The sequence below is a fragment of the Prodigiosinella confusarubida genome (assembly GCF_002847015.1).
Taxonomy (GTDB): Bacteria; Pseudomonadota; Gammaproteobacteria; order Enterobacterales; family Enterobacteriaceae; genus Prodigiosinella; species Prodigiosinella aquatilis.
The window spans coordinates 2,688,847-2,707,174 of record NZ_CP025085.1 but is presented as its reverse complement, the minus strand read 5'-3'; the positions used below and the strand labels follow the sequence as shown (position 1 = coordinate 2,707,174).

General features: G+C 51.0%; 4 protein-coding genes and 2 tRNA genes. 2 read left to right on the top strand and 4 right to left on the bottom strand.

Going from position 1 to position 18,328, the window contains the following annotated elements; all coding sequences use genetic code 11:
- Positions 1–27 precede the first annotated feature (27 nt).
- Positions 28–104, top strand: a tRNA-Val gene (locus CWC46_RS12210).
- Positions 105–114: 10 nt separating this feature from the next.
- Positions 115–191, top strand: a tRNA-Val gene (locus CWC46_RS12205).
- Between the two features lie 36 nt (positions 192–227).
- On the opposite strand, the gene CWC46_RS12200 is transcribed toward CWC46_RS12205, so the two are convergent.
- Genes CWC46_RS12200 through CWC46_RS12185 form a run of 4 tightly spaced genes read right to left on the bottom strand, consistent with a single transcriptional unit; the run spans position 228 to position 18,288 of the window.
- The gene (locus CWC46_RS12200) at positions 228–1,016 is read right to left on the bottom strand and encodes a thioesterase II family protein (RefSeq protein ID WP_021016290.1); all 789 of its coding nucleotides are present in this window, start codon (positions 1,014–1,016) and stop codon (positions 228–230) included.
- Positions 1,009–5,190: an amino acid adenylation domain-containing protein gene (locus CWC46_RS12195; protein ID WP_021016291.1), complete on the bottom strand. Its 4,182-nt coding sequence runs from the start codon at positions 5,188–5,190 to the stop codon at positions 1,009–1,011. Before CWC46_RS12195 ends, CWC46_RS12200 begins: the two co-directional genes overlap by 8 nt.
- A 4-nt stretch (positions 5,191–5,194) precedes the next feature.
- Complete coding sequence (locus CWC46_RS12190) at positions 5,195–15,067, bottom strand: non-ribosomal peptide synthetase (protein ID WP_021016292.1); 9,873 nt, start codon at positions 15,065–15,067, stop codon at positions 5,195–5,197.
- On the bottom strand, positions 15,064–18,288 hold the full coding sequence (locus tag CWC46_RS12185) for a non-ribosomal peptide synthetase (protein ID WP_021016293.1): 3,225 nt from the start codon (positions 18,286–18,288) through the stop codon (positions 15,064–15,066). Before CWC46_RS12185 ends, CWC46_RS12190 begins: the two co-directional genes overlap by 4 nt.
- Positions 18,289–18,328 lie beyond the last annotated feature (40 nt).

Sequence of the window (18,328 nt, the reverse complement as noted above, 5' to 3'; positions counted from 1 at the left end):
CTACTCTGGCGGCAATGCTTTTAAAATGCGTTCTTAGCTCAGTTGGTTAGAGCACCACCTTGACATGGTGGGGGTCGATGGTTCGAGTCCATTAGAACGCACCATTCCTGGTATACGATCGTAGCTCAGTTGGTTAGAGCACCACCTTGACATGGTGGGGGTCGGTGGTTCGAGTCCACTCGGTCGTACCAATTCTTATTTCACAGATTTTCGCTGGCGTCTGTAGATCATAGATAGCGTTTGATGTGTGAAATAACCTGCGACAGCCTTTCATGAATAAAAAAATGCCCGCCGTTAATGGGAACAAAATCGACGTTTCCATGAATAATTTTCTGCCAGCCGTTTATCTCATTCAACGACATACTGTCATCCTGTAATCCGTAAAAGACGGTTGTCGCGCTCTTAAGGCGTGGCGTAGAACAATAGCGATAGCTGTCAGAAATAGTAAAATCGGCGCGCAGAATAGGGAGATAAAGTTCCATCATCTCTTTGTTCGCCAGCAGTGCTGGTGGCGTACCATTAAGGCTGGCTAATTCGCTGATTAACGCGTCGTCATTCAGCGCTGAACGCCTCGCTGTCGCTTTGCGATCAGCCGCTGAGCAGCTGGCAGAAAGAAACAGATGAGACAGTGAATACCCGCTTGCGGACTGTAATTTCCGCGCCAGCTCATAGGCGATTAACCCACCGTTACTGTGCCCGAAAAATAGGGTTGGGATGTCTAGCAACGTTGTGATATTCGCGTAAATCGCATCGACCATCTGGCTACAATCGGCAATAAGTGCGTCGTTATAGCGTTCACCACGCCCCGGATACTGGACACTGATCAGCTCAATATTTTCCGTAAAAAATGCAGGCCAGTCGTGAAAGACTGAAGCGCTACCTCCTGCATAGGGAAAGCAAAATAACCGTAGTCGTGGTCTTGTGCATATATTTAAGCATCTGAACCAGGGATTAGCCGGGGTGTGAGAGCGTGTCAGAGGATTTTTTATCTGATAAACCTGTCGGGTATCATTCACCAGTCTGCTCTCCCAACCGTGTACGTAATGTGTTGGATAGCGCTTCTACAAACGGCGATTGCAGCATGGTCAAATGGCTGCCTTTCGCAGGCAACAGTGTCACCGTGCCTAACGAGACGTCATCCCAACCGCGGTACTGGCCTTGCGCATGGTAGATGCTGTTTTCTATTGCATAATAATCGATATCTATATTGGCGGCCGTTAAGCGAGTGCCATACTTTGAGTGTTTAACATCAATGAGATAGTCTAGATAACGACGGGTCATTTCATCCGTGATGCCTTCAGGCCGAATCTTGCTGGCCACGATCTGTTCCAGCAGATAAACCTTACGGTTAGCTGGCGTCAACGAGGCCAGGAGTGCGCTGTCTAGTGATAATCCGTCGGCGCTAAAGTCTTTAATCAATGCTTCCCAGGCCAGGTTTTCCCGTTTGTCTACTGGTGCCATGACTGGCAACTCCGAATCGAAAACCCCCAGGTAATCCACCTGATAACCACGACCGCACAGTTGAACTGCCATCTGCCAGGCAATACTTCCACCGAGAGACCATCCCAGAATCCGATAACGCCCCGTCGGCTGCTGACGAAGCATGACATCGACATAGTAACTCGCCAGATTATCGATGGTGCCAGGGCCGAAATCGCCGAATATCGTCGGAGCCTGTAAGCCATAAAACTGCGCATAGTCCGCCAGTTGCCCAGCGAGTGCGGAATAGCTGGTGGCGATACCACCTTCTGGATGGATACAGAACACCTTGCGAGGACTTGATGAATGGTTGAGTCTCACGACGACCGAGGATTCCGGAATATCGATCGTGTGCACATCAAGAACCGGATGGGCGTAAATCTCCAGTTCACTGATGCTCTGATATCTGAAGAGATCTTCAAGAGTGAATGTGAAACCGCTGTTTTTCATCTTATTGAACAGTCTGAACATGGTCAGACTATTCCCGCCCAGACTGAAAAAATTGTCATGAATGCCGACCTGCTCGATATCCAGTATGTTTTTCCAGATCTCACAGAGCTGTTTCTCCCGACGGTTTCGCCCGGCGACGTAATGTGTATTGGAAACCATCACCTGTGTTATATCAGGCAGGGCTTTGCGGTCCACCTTACCGTTAGGCGTTAATGGCAGTGCATCAATAAAGAGGTACTGATGCGGAACCATATAATCAGGAAGCCGTTGCGATATGCTTTCTCTGAGCGACCCGATCAGCATCTCGTTGGTAAGGTCTGCACGCTGGCGCAACGCTGGCACCAACACCACACAGGCGACCAGCATTCCATCATGATGGATACTGAGCCTGACTGCCGTATCACTGACCCACTCATGCAATAGCAAGGCACTTTCGATTTCCCCCAGTTCTACCCGGTATCCACGGATTTTTACCTGGCTGTCACTACGCCCGAGTACCGTAATCTGCCCTTGTGCATTCCATTTGGCAACATCGCCGGTGCGATAGATTCGCCCCCCCTCTCCTGGCGCAAACGGATCGGTTGTAAAACGTTCGTCTGTCAGGTCGGGCCTTTTGTAGTAACCGCGAGACAAGCCATCACCGCCAATGTACAACTCGCCGACGACACCGGCCGGCGACAATTGTTGATGTTCATTCAGGATATAGAGGATGGTATTGGTGATCGGCTGACCGATAGTGATGTCGTTGCTGTCAGTATCAATCTGTCCCGTGGTTGACCAAACCGTCGTTTCTGTCGGACCATACATATTCCAGAACGACCCCATATTCTCACACAGCGCTGCGGCTAGCTCACGGCTGATGGCTTCACCGCCGATTAACACTTTCAAATGCCTATGTTCCCGCCAGCGAGAGCTTTGCTGCAACAGTTTCCAGGTAGCTGGCGTCGCCTGCATTACAGTAATCTGGTGTTTTAACAGCATTTCACTCAGGATCTCCGCATTACGGCTATCCTGTTCCGGACAGATAACAACCTGTCCACCGCAACTCAGTGGCAAAAAGAGTTCCAGCACTGAAATATCAAAGCTTATCGGCGTCACTGCCAGCAGGCGATCCTGATAGCTGAATCCTGGTGACTGTTTCATAGACTGGAGAAAATTGACGACTGAACGATGCTCGATCATGACCCCTTTTGGGGTGCCGGTAGAGCCCGATGTGTAGATGATGTAAGCCAGACGGTCTGGAGAACATGAGGCAAGATTCGGATAGTGATCGACTTCAGACTCGGCGACCAGCAATGATTCCTCCAGTATCAGCACCTCGTTCTCCGGGCCTGTCGGTAAACACACGGCAAGTTGCGGCGTCGTCAGCACCAGTTCGGCGCCGGAATGGGACAACATATAGGCAATACGCTGCTCTGGATAGCCGGGATCAAGCGGAAGATAGGCCGCACCTGCTTTCAGGATCGCTAGCAGACATATCAGCATATCGGCACTACGCTGGCAGTACAGGCCGACAACTGTATCGGACGTGATATTGTGCTGTTGCTGCAACTGGTACGCCAGGTGATTGGCTGAAGCATTCAAGTGTCGATAACTGATGCGACGATGACCAAAAACCGCCGCAATAGCGTTCGGCGAACGTTGGCATTGCGCCTCGAACAACTGGTGAAAGCAGACATCGACAGGCCCGGTAGGCCCGGTTCGGCCGATTCGCAACATGTCGGCAGTCGCTTGCGAAGACAGAAGCGATATCACCTCAACCCCAGAGTCTGGCGCCGCCAGGACACCGCGAATCAATGCCTGATAGCTATCCAGCATCCCTTCCATAATGTAGCGTTCAAACAGGCTTGGGTTATACAGCCAATCGATCTGAATGCCGCGTTCGGTTTCCGTCACGCTGACCTCCAGATCCAGCTTGAGTAACGCCGTCTGATTTTCCAGCCGCGTCAATTCGACGCCGGGAAGGACGGCTGCGGCTTCCTCATTGTTCTGCAAGGTGAACAAGATTTGAAACAGCGGGTTGCACTGGTAGGAACGTAGCGGATTGAGGCGATCCACCAGCATGTCAAACGGTACTCGCTGATGTTCATACGCCTCGATAATATTCAGTTTATTGTGCTCAAGCAGGGTCAGAAACGCATCATCAGGATTGATCCGGGTTCTGACGAGCAACGTATTGACGAAACAGCCAATATTATCGAAAAATCGGTCATCATCGCGGCCAGAAATAGGGAAACCAACGACGACATCACGATCATTGCCATAACGTGAAACCAGCAACGCAAATACTGTCTGCAAAAAGATAAACAGCGTAACATTGTGATGCTGGCAAAACGTCTCGATGCTGTCGCGTAGTAACGGTTCGAGCCGTAATGTCAGCTTTTCTCCCAACGATACCTTCCTCTCCCTACCGCCAAAAATAACAGGCAGACTGTGGCACAACGGCAAATCTTCCAGCTTGCTGCTCCAGTAATTCATGGATCGTCGCATGTCATCAGAGGAAAAATAGGCTTTCTGCCAGCGAGTGTAGTCGGCATACTGATGACGCAACGGCGCGAGCGGTTGCGCTTCCCCGCTGGCAAGGCGGCGGTATAACCGACAAAAATCCCTGACCAACACTCCCATCGACCAGCCGTCAGAAACAATGTGTGGCAAGGTAAACAGCAAGATGGCATGCCCTGGCACCAATTGCAGCAGGGCGATCCTGAAGGGAATGTCCCGCTGCAAATCAAACGCACACAGCGCTTCCGCCCTAGCCCGCAGCTTGACCTGTTCATCCAGCGCATTACCAGAATAATCACTCAGATCCTGATAATCTATCACCGGATAACGATCATGATGAACATGTGCTTGGATCTGCTCGTTTTCTGCCTGAAAGGTGGTCCTTAATACTTCGTGTCGTTCAACCAGCGCCCGGATGGCGCCTTCAAATATCTGGCGATCCCACTCCCCTTTAACGTCAATCTGATTCGGCATATTGTAGGCGCCGGACTGCGGATCCATTTTATGCAACAGAAACAGGCGTTGCTGCGTATAGGACAGCGATGACGGGTCGTCATCCATCACCGGAACGGGCATGTCATCGCTGCTACCGTTATGCGCCGATAACATAGCGATCAAGGCTGACTTCTGTTCTTTTATGCTGGCAATAAACCGCTCGTCGGTGATCTTTTCTGTCGACTTCAGCTTCAGACGGTCGTTCTCTACCGAGATTCTGATTCGATGCGTATTGCAGAAACGCAATATCTCCATGATATCCATCACATTAAAACTCCATCTCAATTTCTACGCCATCGTTATCACTGCCGCCAGTGATCGCCTCACTATTTCTGGTCAGCTCCTGCAACAATTCGACTTCACGCACCCAATGGGCCGGAGTTGGATGCATGAACAGCTCTTTCACGCCGGCTTTCATACCAAACATTTTATTCATATCACTCACCAGGCGCATTGCCATGAGCGAATGACCACCGACATTGAAGAAATTGTCGTCCATGCTGATAGATTCAGTATTAAGGTGTTCTTGCCACAGGTCGGCTATCTGATGTTCCAATGGTGTTACGGGTGGCGTAGTCAAGGCGGCGACAGGAATATGCAAACGATAATCCGGCAACGCCTTGCGATTGATCTTGCCATTAGACAAGTGCGGCAACGCCGTCAGCAGGACAAAATGAGCAGGCACCATATATTGCGGCAGGTTTTCCATCAGCAACGCAGTCAGCGCCTTGACGATAGGCTCGTATTGTGCGGCGAGTTCGGCTTCGCGGCTATTCTTCAGGCTGATATAAGCCACCAGTTGCTTGTCATGCTGACTGTTTTCCACCACAGCAATCACGGCCTCATTGAGGTCAGGGTAATGCCGCAGGCTGGCTTCGATCTCGCCCAGTTCGATGCGGAATCCGCGGATTTTCACCTGATGGTCAATGCGCCCCAAAAATTCGATATTGCCATCTTTCTGATAGCGAGCCAGATCGCCCGTGCGATACATACGGGAATAGCCATCGTCGAACAGGTTGTTGATAAACGCGTCGGCCGTTTTTTGCGGGTTGTTGATATAGCCGGGGCCGACGCCAATACCGGAAACATACAGTTCACCAACTGTTCCCAACGGTACCCTTTTTCTACGGCTGTCGAGGATATACATCCGCATGTTAGCCACCGGTTTGCCAATCGGCATATTGACGACGTCCGCCGCTGGCGGCGTCATGATCGGATAATGCGTAATATCGTCGGAACATTCCGTCGGGCCGTATGCATTCAGGATTGGCACCTGCGGGAACAAGGTCAGCCACTGTCTTGCCAGTTGCGGCGGCAATGCTTCACCGGTCGGCACCAACCAGCGTAGCTGAGCCAGTTGACGGCCGATTTCCGGCACATCCTCCAGTTGATTGATAACCTCTTTCAACAGTGAAGGCACCAGTTCCAGAATCGTGATGCGTTGTTCGGCCACGGTAGCAATCAAGCCGCGCGCATCCAGCAAAATCTCGTCCGGACAGATGCAGACACAACCGCCGAACACCAGCGGGGACAGGAATTGCCAGATAGAGATATCAAAACACTGAGAGGCATTCTGGGCCACGATATCCGCCGTCGTCAGCGACAAATCGCGCATCTTGGCGTAGATATGGTTGATAAGCCCGATATGCTCCACCATCGCTCCCTTGGGCATGCCCGTGGAACCTGAGGTAAAAATGATATACGCCAGATCATTGAGATCGTAACTGACGGCGGATTGAAGTTGCGTCGAATCATGCGCTTGCAGGTCAGTAATCATTAGCATACTGGGGAAAGACGGCAGCTCGGCGGCTATCGAACTCAACGAGGCAAAATGGTCCTGATCCGTTACCAGCATATTGCTGTCGCACTGCGCCAAAATCGTCCGAATACGGTCGCCGGGGTGATTCACATCCAGTGGCAAGTAGACGGCACCAGCCTTAAAGATCCCCAGCATAACCGTCAGGAAGTTGATACTGCGGCTGGCATAGAGAGCAACCACGTCACCGGATGTCACCCCTTGCCGTTGCAATGCGCTGGCGATGCGGTTCGACTCTTCAGACAACTGCCGATAGCTCCGCCGCCGGGAACCTTCAATCACCGCGATGCGATCCGGCATCAGCGACGCCTGCTGGTCAAGCAACTGATGAATGCTCATATCGGACGGTAACGCGTATCCGGTATCGTTCCAACGATGCATGAAGTCGTGATGCTGCTCTGCGGTCAGCAGTGATAAATCCAACCAACTGGCATCGCTGTCGGTGGCCATTGCGCTCAGCACCTGCTGATAGTAATGGCAGACAATCGCCACCTCGTCGTCGTCGATGCGGCTCGGGTTGTAATGCAGGCTGAGCGCAACCAGCCCTTGTTGTGTATCCCGGCTGAACTCGGCGCGCAGTGGATACTCCGTTTCCAGTACCGAATCCAGATGTGCCAGTGCCTGACCGTGCTGGATCATGGTGTCCTGACTGACGTGGAAATGAACATAATTGAAGACAATCTCGAACAGATCACCAATACCGTTGTCCAGACGCATCTGTGCCATGGGGTAATGGCGATAAGGCATCAGCGCTATTTCTTCATCGAACACTTGACGCACCAGATCTTTCCAACTGCCCGGTAACAGTTCCAGCCGGAATGGCAGCGTGTTCAAAAACAACCCCAACGTCCGTTCGGAATCGGCCAATTCCGGGCGCCCGTTTTGTTCCAGCCCGGAAACCACAGAGTATTGACCACAGATAAAAGCAAGTACGCGCATATGGGCTGCCAACAGCACGACCTTGACCGGGACTCCCATCTGCACAGCCAGATTCAGCAGACTCTGGGAAATACCGGGAGCCAGTTCGACATCCGTATAACAAATCGCGTTGTCTGCACCTGTACCGGTAAACGGCAGCGATGTGAAGGTGAAATCGGCAAGTTTGTCGCGCCAGTAGTCGCGATCCCCTTGACACAGCAAGGCAGCCATTTCCAGCGAAACGTACTGCCGAAATGGTAATACCGGCAATTGATATTTCTCAGCCAGAGGTTGATCGCGCCGAAGAGCAAAATAACGGTCGAAAATCTCGGAAGATAAGGCATTGATGCTCCAGCCATCCAACATGGAATCATGGAAACTGAGCGTGAACTGATAGCGATCCGCCGAAAGTTGATGAATGAAGTAGCGGATTAACGGTGCTGTCCAGTCGAATTCATGCTGTTTTTCGCTGGTCAGAAAATCGTCCAGAGACTGCTGTTGCCGTGACGGCGACAGCGCCGTCAAATCCACCCATTCCAGCCCGTTGCACTGTCCTGCCCGTACAATTTGTAATGGCTCGCTGAACGTCAACCAGTCAAAACAGGTACGCAGAATCGAATGCCGTTGCTGTACTTCACTCAACGCCTGCCCAAACGCGACATAATCAAGAGCATCGTCGACGGTATAGATCACAATATCATGATAGATTGCGCTGCCCGGCGCGAGTTGGCTTTCCAGCACCAAACCTTTCTGTAACGTCGTCAAGGGATAAGCCTCTTGAATATCCTCAGAAAGCCGACGTCGATCCTCATCGCTCAACAGTACCACCGGTCCCACCAGCGCAGTGTCGTCCTGCTCCTGATGCCGGAACGCCAGATATTCTGCCAACAGATCCACCTGAGGATATTTGTAAACATCCTGAACGCTAATCTGTATGCTTCTGGCCCGACATTCAGCCACCAGCGCGATACTGCGAATAGAATCGCCTCCCAGCGCAAAGAAATTATCCCGCATGCTAACTTTCCGAACCCCCAGTACGCTGGCAAAAACCTGTGCCAGCGCCTGCTCCATTGATGTTGACGCGCTGATAAACTCGCCGACAGTCGCCATATCGTCGATCACTATCGCGGCCAGCGCCTTGCGATTAGCCTTGCCGTTTACCGACAGAGGGATGCTATCCAGTGTTACAAAATGGGCGGGAATCATGTACTCGTTGAGCCGTGTGCAAAGGAAAGCGCGCAGTGCGTCGACATCACTGACGCCAGAAACAAATGCCACCAGTTGCTTATCGTGGTGTTGCGTTCTGACCAATACCACTCCGTATGCACCGGGTTGAAACCCGGTGATTTGATGTTCGATTTCCTGGAGTTCGATGCGGAATCCCTTGATCTTGACTTGCTCGTCGATACGACCAAGATATTCAATTTCTCCCTGCGAGTGATATACCGCCAGATCACCGCTCTGATAGACCCGCTCACCGTTAAACAAGGGATCGGCAATATGGCAGAATTTCTCGCGGGTAAGATCGTCACGATTACGGTACCCACGCGCCAGACCCACGCCGCCGATATACAACTCGCCAGGGCACCCCTGCGGCATCGGCTTTTTCTCGTCATTGAGGATATATATCCGCAGATTGTCGATCGGGTAACCAATCGGCACCGTTTTTGCCAGAGTACTATCTTGTGTATCCCAGAAGGTGACATCAATCGCCGCCTCGGTCGGCCCATACAGGTTGTGCAACCGCGCAGGCAGCACCTGGTGAAACCCCTTAACCACAGCCACTGGCAGCGCTTCGCCGCTGCATATGACATGCCGTAGTGATGTACAGCGGCGACATTCGCTGATACTCAGGAACGCCCGCAGCATAGAAGGCACGAAATGCACGATGGTTACGCCTCGAGAGACGATCAGGTCCACCAGATAATAGGGATCTTTATGCCCAAGCGGTCTGGCAATGAGCAGCGATGCACCATGCGTCAACGGCCAGATGAATTCCCACACTGACACGTCGAAACTGAATGGCGTTTTTTGCAGTACCACATCATCGCAGGCAAGTGGGTAGGCCTTGTTCATCCAGCCGATGCGGTTAACTAGCGCGGCATGTTCTACCATCACGCCTTTGGGCGTACCGGTAGAACCCGAAGTATGTATGACATAGGCCAGATGCCGTGGCGTCAGAAGCAGACTGGCCTTGTCGATATTTTCGATGCAATAGCGCTGTAGCATCAGTGCCGTGTCAACGTCGTCCAGAATCAGTTGTTCGGCATCCACCAGATTGAGTTTCGGCGCTACGCTGGCAGAAGTAATAACCAGGGGAATCTCTGCAGAGGCAATCATCGTCTGTAACCGCGGCGCTGGCGCCTCTGGATCCAAAGGTACATAGGCGGCCCCAGCTTTAAGGATGCCGTAAATGGCGACAACCATTTCCAGCGAACGTTCAAGACACAACCCGACCAGGTTATCTGCCCCGATACCTTTTCCCACCAGCCAACTGGCCAACTGGTTGGCGCGCTGGTTCAATTGCCGGTAAGTCAGCGTCTCGTCGGCAAACCTCAGTGCCACTTTCTCTGGGTGACTGGTCACACACGCTTCAAACAACTCATGGATACATTGACCAGGATGAAATAGTTCGAACGGATGTTGAATCTGCTGCTGCACGCGTAAATACTCGTCATCCCCCAGAATAGCGTAGTAATCGGCGGCGCTCTCCGGCTGGCGGACCATCTGTCGAAGCAGAGTACAATAATACTGCGCAATACGCTGTGAAAACGCCGGATCAAACACCGCGCTGTCCAACTCCAGCAACAACTCATAGCGTCGGGTGGTGACGTTTCTGGAGAATTGCGAAGCAAACGTATAGTTGGTTTCTGTAAAAGACTGTTCTTTAATCAGTTTTAGCGAGTCGGCCAGTTCGTTGTAGGTGTGAAAATGGGTAAAGTTGAACAGCGATGAAGAGAAATCCAGTGATGTGTCCTTCTGGATATTCGCCAGCGGGTAATCACAATAATCCGCCATCGCGGCCAGTTGTTGCTGAACCTCGCCAATCAGTTGCCGCCAGTTCGTACTGGCGTCCAGCGTCATGTGTAACGGTACCGAGTTGAGGAACAACCCCAGCGCGCTGTCGCCTCCCGCTATAGCCGGGCGCTGATGGGTCACGATCGACGTCACGATATCTTTCTTACCGTTCAGAAATGCCAGCATAAAGAGATGTGCGGTCAGAAACAGAGTGGACTCGGGCACCTGTAACTGGCGTGCAAGTCGGGTGAACGCCGCGTTGACTTCCGCGTCTATCTCCACCGATTGCAGGATGATGCGACCACGTTCGCTACAGTGCCACCAGGGCAGCGCCGCGCCATCCAGTGTCCGCTTCCAGTAATCTTTTGCCGCTGCGGATCGCACCGCGGCCATTTCACTGGCGACATACTGGCTATAAGGCAATCCTTTGGCCGCCACACAAGGTTGTTGCAGCAATGCACCGCGATACAGTCTGAACAGTTCGCTATTAAACAGCGCCACACTCCAGCCATCCATAATCGCGTGGTGGCAAGTCAGGGTGTAATTAATCTCTTCATCGTTCAGTACATGGACCGTGACTTTCCACATGTGGCTGTCGTAATCAAATGCGCGGCATTTTTCGCCTTCCATCCACGCATCAATCGTCTGTTGCGCCTGCGCTACCGCCATGTCGCGTAAATCAAAGAACTCCAGCTCAGGCTCAGCTTCTTTTGCTACCACTTGCAGCATGGCATCGCCGTGCAACACAAATCGGGTGCGCAGGATGTCATGCTGTTCGACCAGTGCGCGCAACGCGGTAAGGAATGCGGATTGATGCCATGTGATAACCAGTTGCAGGCCCATAATATCGTGGTAGGTCGCTTTATCACCATCGCGCTGATTATGGAAGACCATCCCTTTTTGCAATTGGGTTAACGGGTAGGCATCCTGCAAGGTGCCGGTCATATGTAACCCATCCAACACCGCTTTTTCCCGCTCATTGAGCAGTGAAAAAGGTGCTGGCTGATCATTGACCGCCACCGCACCCGTCTGTTGTTCCAGATGTTCCGACAATCGGGCGATAGTTTGATGCACAAACACATCTTTGGCGGAAAACACAATACCGGCGTCTCTGGCCGCCGCCACCATACCAATCACGCGAATCGAATCACCGCCGAGAGAAAAGAAATTATCTTCAACCCCGACGCGGGACACATTCAGCGTAAGCTGCCAGATTTCGCACATCTGTTGTTGCACCCCGGAACGCGGCGCAACAAAACTGTTCTCGAATAGTGTGCTGAAATCCGGTCTTGCCAACAAATGACGAGCTACCTTACCGTTGATAGTTAGAGGAATGCTTTCTATGCCGATGAACAGTGACGGGATCATGTAGTCGGCTAGCGTCGTGCTGAGATGCTGTCTTAGCGCCAGTTGTAACTGGCTGTTGCTCAGCCCGCCATCCCCCACCACATACGCCACCAGTTGTGGACCGTGTTTTTCCTGCTCATACACCATGACTACGGCTTCACGCACCTGCGGGTGCTGCAACAGGGCAAATTCAATTTCTCCAGTTTCAATCCGGAAACCGCGGATTTTTACCTGTTGATCGCAACGGCCATGATAACGAAACTCTCCCGACGGTAAGCGGCAAACCAGATCGCCGGTACGATAAAGCCGTTCCAGTGGATTGAACGGATTGGGAATAAACCGCTCGGCAGTCATTTCCGGACGGTTTAGATATCCTCTGGCAAGACCGCCGCCAGCGACAAACAGTTCGGCAACGACGCCGTCCGGTACCGGCTGCAATGAAGCGTCGAGTAGATAAAGCGACAGATCATCCAGCGGCTTACCGATCAGGCTGCCACGGCCAGACTCTATCTCGTCACAGGTCAGGGGTTTGTAGGTCACATGGACGGTGGTTTCCGTAATGCCGTACATGTTGATCAACCGTGGTTGTTGATCGCCATGCTGCTGGAGCCAGGGGCGCAGACTCATCAGATTCAGTGCTTCGCCGCCAAAGATGACGTAGCGCAACGCCAGATTGCGCAGCTGCTTCCTGTCGACGGTAATAAACTGATTAAAAGCAGTTGGTGTTTGATTGAGCACAGTGACTTCCCGGCGCACCACCAGATCGTAAAACGCATCCGGATCTCTGCTTTGTTCCCGAGTGACCAGTAACAGTTTCCCGCCGAATAACAGGGCGCCCCAGATTTCCCATACGGAAAAATCGAAAGCGAAAGAATGGAACTGCGCCCAGACGTCCTGATGATGAAAGCCGAATTGCTTGTCCGTAGCAGAGAACAATCTCACGACATTGCCATGCGTGATTTCTACGCCTTTCGGTTTGCCGGTTGATCCCGACGTGTAAATGACATAGGCCAGATCGTCCGGGCCGGAGGCCATCGGCGTGAATGCCACCGACGGAGTCTGGTCGGCGTCAAGCGTGATGAGCAGGCAATGCCCACATCCGGCAAGCGCCAGCTCACGGGTATGCTCCGTTACCAGAAATACATCGACGGCGGCATCCTGCGCAATGTAGTGAATACGCGCCTCAGGACTGGCGGGATCGATCGGAATATAGGCGCAACCCGCCTTCAATACCGCCAGAATGCCGATGATCATCTCAAACGAGGGTTCTGCCACGATGGCAATCCGGGACTGTGGAGGAATGCCAGCATCCGCAATCCGCTTCGCCAGATGTTCCGCCGTCGCTTTCAACTGCGCATAGCTGAGGGAATGTTCACCAAGTTCCAACGCCATTTTCTGCGGATACTTCTCCGCCTGGCGATCAAACAGACGATCCAATGTCAGTGCAGGTGTATAGCACTGGCGATCAGCATCGGCTACAGCAATGTTCGCCGCTTTCTCGCTGGCATTGAGCAGCGCAATAGCGCCAATCCTCTGCGAAGAATCGAGGCAGATACTTTCCAGTACCCGGATAAAACTGCGGGACATGCTTTTTATTGATGCAGCGTCGAAAAGATCGGTCGCGTATTCCCACTTGAGCGATAAGCCGTCGTGGTGGTGACTAAGGGTCAAGATGAGATCAAACTTGGCCGTATTGGTATGAACTTCATCAATTCGGCACTGCAAACCGTTCAAATGAAGCAGTGTCTGCCGTTCATCCTGATACACAAACACGATCTGGAATAATGGGTTGTAACTCAAGCTGCGCTCAACTTTCATCGCTTCGACCAGCTGTTCAAACGGATACAGCGAGTGAGCGACACTCTGCTGAATCGTGGCGCTATTATTGGTCAGAAACTGATCGAACGTATCGCCTAAGCGAATTTCCGAGCGGATAACTAGGGTATTAACAAACAGACCGATGAGCGTATTCAGTTCGCTATTCGTTCGATTGTTGACCGGTGTACCAACGACGATATCTTCAGCACCGCTATAGCGGTGAAGGAAAACGGCAAAAATCGATTGCAGCAGCGCATAGACTGTCGTCTGGCTTTTTTCCGCCAGCGCAGTCACCTGCAAACCCCATTCCGCCGACACGCGCTCACTGTACAGTTTTCCCGCAGCCGATAGCGTCGCCGGCCGAACGTAGTCTAACGGCAGATCGTGCAGTACAGGTAGGTGGCGAAGGCGTTCGCACCAGAAATGTTTCAGCCTGTCGTGGTGTACATTTAACTGGCTGAGCTGGAAATCCGCATAGTCTGAATACTGTAGCGGCAAAGCCGCTAACGGTGCCTCGCCTGCATTGACGGCATGGTTGTAAGCCGTACTAAGCTGGTGACAAAAAATGGCTATCGAAACATTATCAAAGGCAATGTGATGTAACGTGATGAACAGGCTATGCTCCTGTTCCGCCACTCTGGCCAGTTTCACTCGTAACGGAATATCATGGGCCAGATCGAATTCCAGTTCTGCACTTTCCTGCGTCAGGGCAACCAGACGCGCTTCCCGCTGCGATACAAGAAGGAGGGTCAGGTCCTCTATCGCCAGCGCGATATCCACATGAGGGTGAAGAACGCCATAGTACCCCGGTTCATCGAATCGATAGCAGGTGCGCAATACTTCATGGCGTTCCACCAGAATATTGATGGCGCTTTCTAGCGCAACTGTATCCAATTGCCCCGACAGCGTAATCAACGCCGTCATATTGTAGCTTTGTTTGTGGGCGGAAATGGTATCCAGCACCAGCATCCTCTGCTGTTCAAAGGTAACCGGTATTTTTTCCTGTATCGTGCGACGCTTTGCCACGGGCGTATTAGCTTCCAACACTGGTACAGACTGCTCGTAACTGACAAGAAGGGCGATAATCTCATCGCGCTGTTCTATTATTTCGGCCTTCAGCTCACTGCTTAATTCACCTTGACTTTTAAAGGCCAGTCGTCCCTCATTTAAATAGAGAAAGACCCCAGATTCTTTCGCTTTATTGATAATATTGAGAACACTCATAGGAATCCCTCGGTATTAAATTGAGATTGAATATGATTTTTGTGATGAGTAACCTGATCGCGGATAAGGTCAATATTCATTGCCATTTCATGAATAGTGGAATAGTTAAAAATCAGTTCTACAGGTACAGAAATGCCAAAAGTATCCTTAATCATGGCGTTAAGCCGAATAGCCAGTAGCGAATCACCGCCCAGACTGAAGAAACTGGTATGAATATCCACTTCATCCATCAGCAGTATTTCACGCCATAGTTTTTCCAGACTGATTTCGATGGGTGTTATCGGTCTAAAAATGATGTCTTCATAATCTGCCGGTGTATTGATAATACGGCGGACATCAATTTTCCCATTGGGAAGCAGAGGGAATTGCGGTTTAATGATAATTTGCGATGGAATCATATAATCCGGCAACACCGAACGAAGTTTGCTCTTGACCGTTTTAATAACCGCAACAGGAAGGGCCTGTTCCGCATTGGGAACGACATAGGCTACTAATCGGCCGTGCTCTTGCTCATCATATTGATAATTGACCAGCGCATTCTTTACTTCATTGATATCCAGCAGTGCAGACTCTATTTCGAGCAACTCGACACGATGCCCCCTTATTTTCAGTTGACCATCATTTCTGCCTATATATTCGATATTTCCATCTTCACGATAACGGACAAGATCCCCCGTGGCATAGCATCGCTCATTTACCTCTGGAATAAACTGCTTGATAATAAATTTACCGGCATTGAGCACGTCGTCATTAATATAACGTCGCGCCAGACTCTCCCCAGCAATTAATAATTCGCCGATACTGCCGATCGGGTTCAATTGTCCATGCTGACCGACAATATAGGTACGATTGCCGGGTACTGCCCGCCCAATGGGAACCGTGACACCCAGTGGTAAATCATCCCAATTCACTTCATAGAGCATACTGGTAATCACCGTTTCGGTCGGCCCGTAGGCATTAATCACCCTGTCCGCAAGCTTGACGGCAAGGCATCGACGCAATACGGCGCTGTAAAAACATTCGTTACCGACGATCAATAACCTGAGCAAAGCATGAGGTCTGACGCCCGAATAGAGATTCAGGAATTCGTTCACATAAGACGCCGTCAGATCGGCGACAGTAATATGACGTCGTTCAATAAATGAAACCACACTATCAACATCATTCATCCGCAGATCGATGAAATGTACCGACGCTCCACAGGTCAACGGTACAAACAGTTGTTCCAATGCAGCATCAAAGCTGATCGATGCCGTTTGCAGACAACGATCAGCGGCGTCAATGCAATAACAACGATTGATATTGAGAATATGTCGGGCGAAAGCACTATGTTCCACCTCGACGCCTTTCGATTTTCCAGTCGAACCGGAGGTATAGATGATGTATGCAGCAGAGTCCGGCGTTAATGCCACTGCATTCTGGTTAATATTCTGATGTTGCGCCTCATCTTCATCGGACGGCGAATGACAGAGCGCTATCTCACGACAGCCGTGAGGTATCTCATTTAGCCGCTCATGTCCGGCCGCCTGAGTATCCGCCAGCAAAAAGCGGCTGCCTGATTGGCTGATCGCATGCTGAATACGCTCCGTCGGATAACGCAGATCGACAGGTACGCAGACAGCACCTGATTTCAATATTGCCAGCATTCCTACCGTTGCATCGCATCCGGCAGAAGCACAAAGCACAATCGGCTCGCCAATGCTGACACCTTGTTGCCGCATGTATCGGGCTAATCGGTTCGCCTGCCGATTCAACTGAAAATAGCTCAGACGGTGTCCTGAAGGTTCGACTAGTGCCACGTTATCGGGCGTCATGGCCGCTTGATGTTCTATTAGCTGGTGCAGGAAAGGCATTGAATCCGGCGGGAGCGCCTCTTGCTGGCTTGCGGCAAACTGCCACGCCAATCGTCGCTCGGATTCTGGCAAAACAGGGATCTGACAGACATTATCCATTATTGCATGGCAGCAAACGTCGAAGAGGAACATCATTCTGTCCGCCAGTCGTTCCGCCTCGACAGGATTGAAATACCTGAAGTTGTAATCGAAATGAAATTCTATTTCCTGTTTGCCTCCAGATTCCCACACGGTAACATTCAGCGGCGTATCATCATGATAATGGCTCAAATAAAACAGTTCGGATGACTGTTCTCCAAATGCCACGCCACCACCAACTTTGAGATAATTAAAACTGACATCGAAGACATTACGAGTGTCGGTAATCCCGGCCGCCAGTTGTGAAATGTGCCCTAACGGAAAACGGTTATGGCTGATGCCTTGCTTCTGCTGTTCTTTAACCAGCACAGCAACATCAAGAACACGCATATGTTCTGAAATGTCCAGATACACCGGCGTAATATTGGTAAACACACCGATAACATCCTTCTGTTCACTACCACGGCGATTGTGTACCGGAATACCGATAACGACCTGACCGGCGTTTTCGCTACGAAAGAAATAGATGGCCATGGTTGCAACTATCAAATGATAGAGTGTGAGACCGTGTTCTTTTGTTGCAAAAACCCATTGGTTATAGGCTTGGCGGGTCATTCGGCGAATTTCACGACCACTGGTTTTGTTGCCGCTTTCATTTTCCACCGCAGAATGAACCTGCATCAGCCGCGTTCCCACAGCGCCGTGCAGACGTTCAGACCAGTATTGCTGATCCGTCAAATATTTTTCGCTGTGCAAATAGTCATTATCACTGTTAGCAATATCATGCCAACGCAATCCGACTGGCAGATTCTCGCGGTTATAAATGTCGGCAAGCCGTTTCGTCCAGTTAATAAAGCCAAAGCCATCGTTGATAATATGGTGAGCAATTCCGACATACCAGCTCTCGGATGCATCAATTCTGATCAGCCAAGATTTGAATAATTCACTGTTCTCTAGATTAAAGGGATTGGAAAAAGCATGATTGACCCAATCCCGCGCTTTTTCTCTGCCATCCGGAACGGTGGAAAAATCGATGATCGGCAACTGTATATTCCTACCAGAGGAGATCGACTGTAGCGGCTGTCCGGTATTGGCAGATATTCTGATGCCAAATGAATCATACTGCTCAATCAGTATTTGATGCGCGGCAACCAAGCGGTCGCTATCAATATCGAGTAGTTTTATATACCCGCCGATATTAAATTTTGGGCTAGTAATAGACTTGATTTGATCTAGATAGATATCCATCTGAGACAATGTCAGCCCGAATAAATCATTATTAGATTCCATCCCAACATCCCATAATAAGGTGGTATTAATGCAGATTAAT

Bases quoted from the DNA above. Each gene is read 5' to 3' on its own strand.
- CWC46_RS12190 (WP_021016292.1), bottom strand. From the start codon at position 15,067: ATGAGTGTTCTCAATATTATCAATAAAGCGAAAGAATCTGGGGTCTTT.
- CWC46_RS12185 (WP_021016293.1), bottom strand. From the start codon at position 18,288: ATGGAATCTAATAATGATTTATTCGGGCTGACATTGTCTCAGATGGAT.
- CWC46_RS12195 (WP_021016291.1), bottom strand. From the start codon at position 5,190: ATGGATATCATGGAGATATTGCGTTTCTGCAATACGCATCGAATCAGA.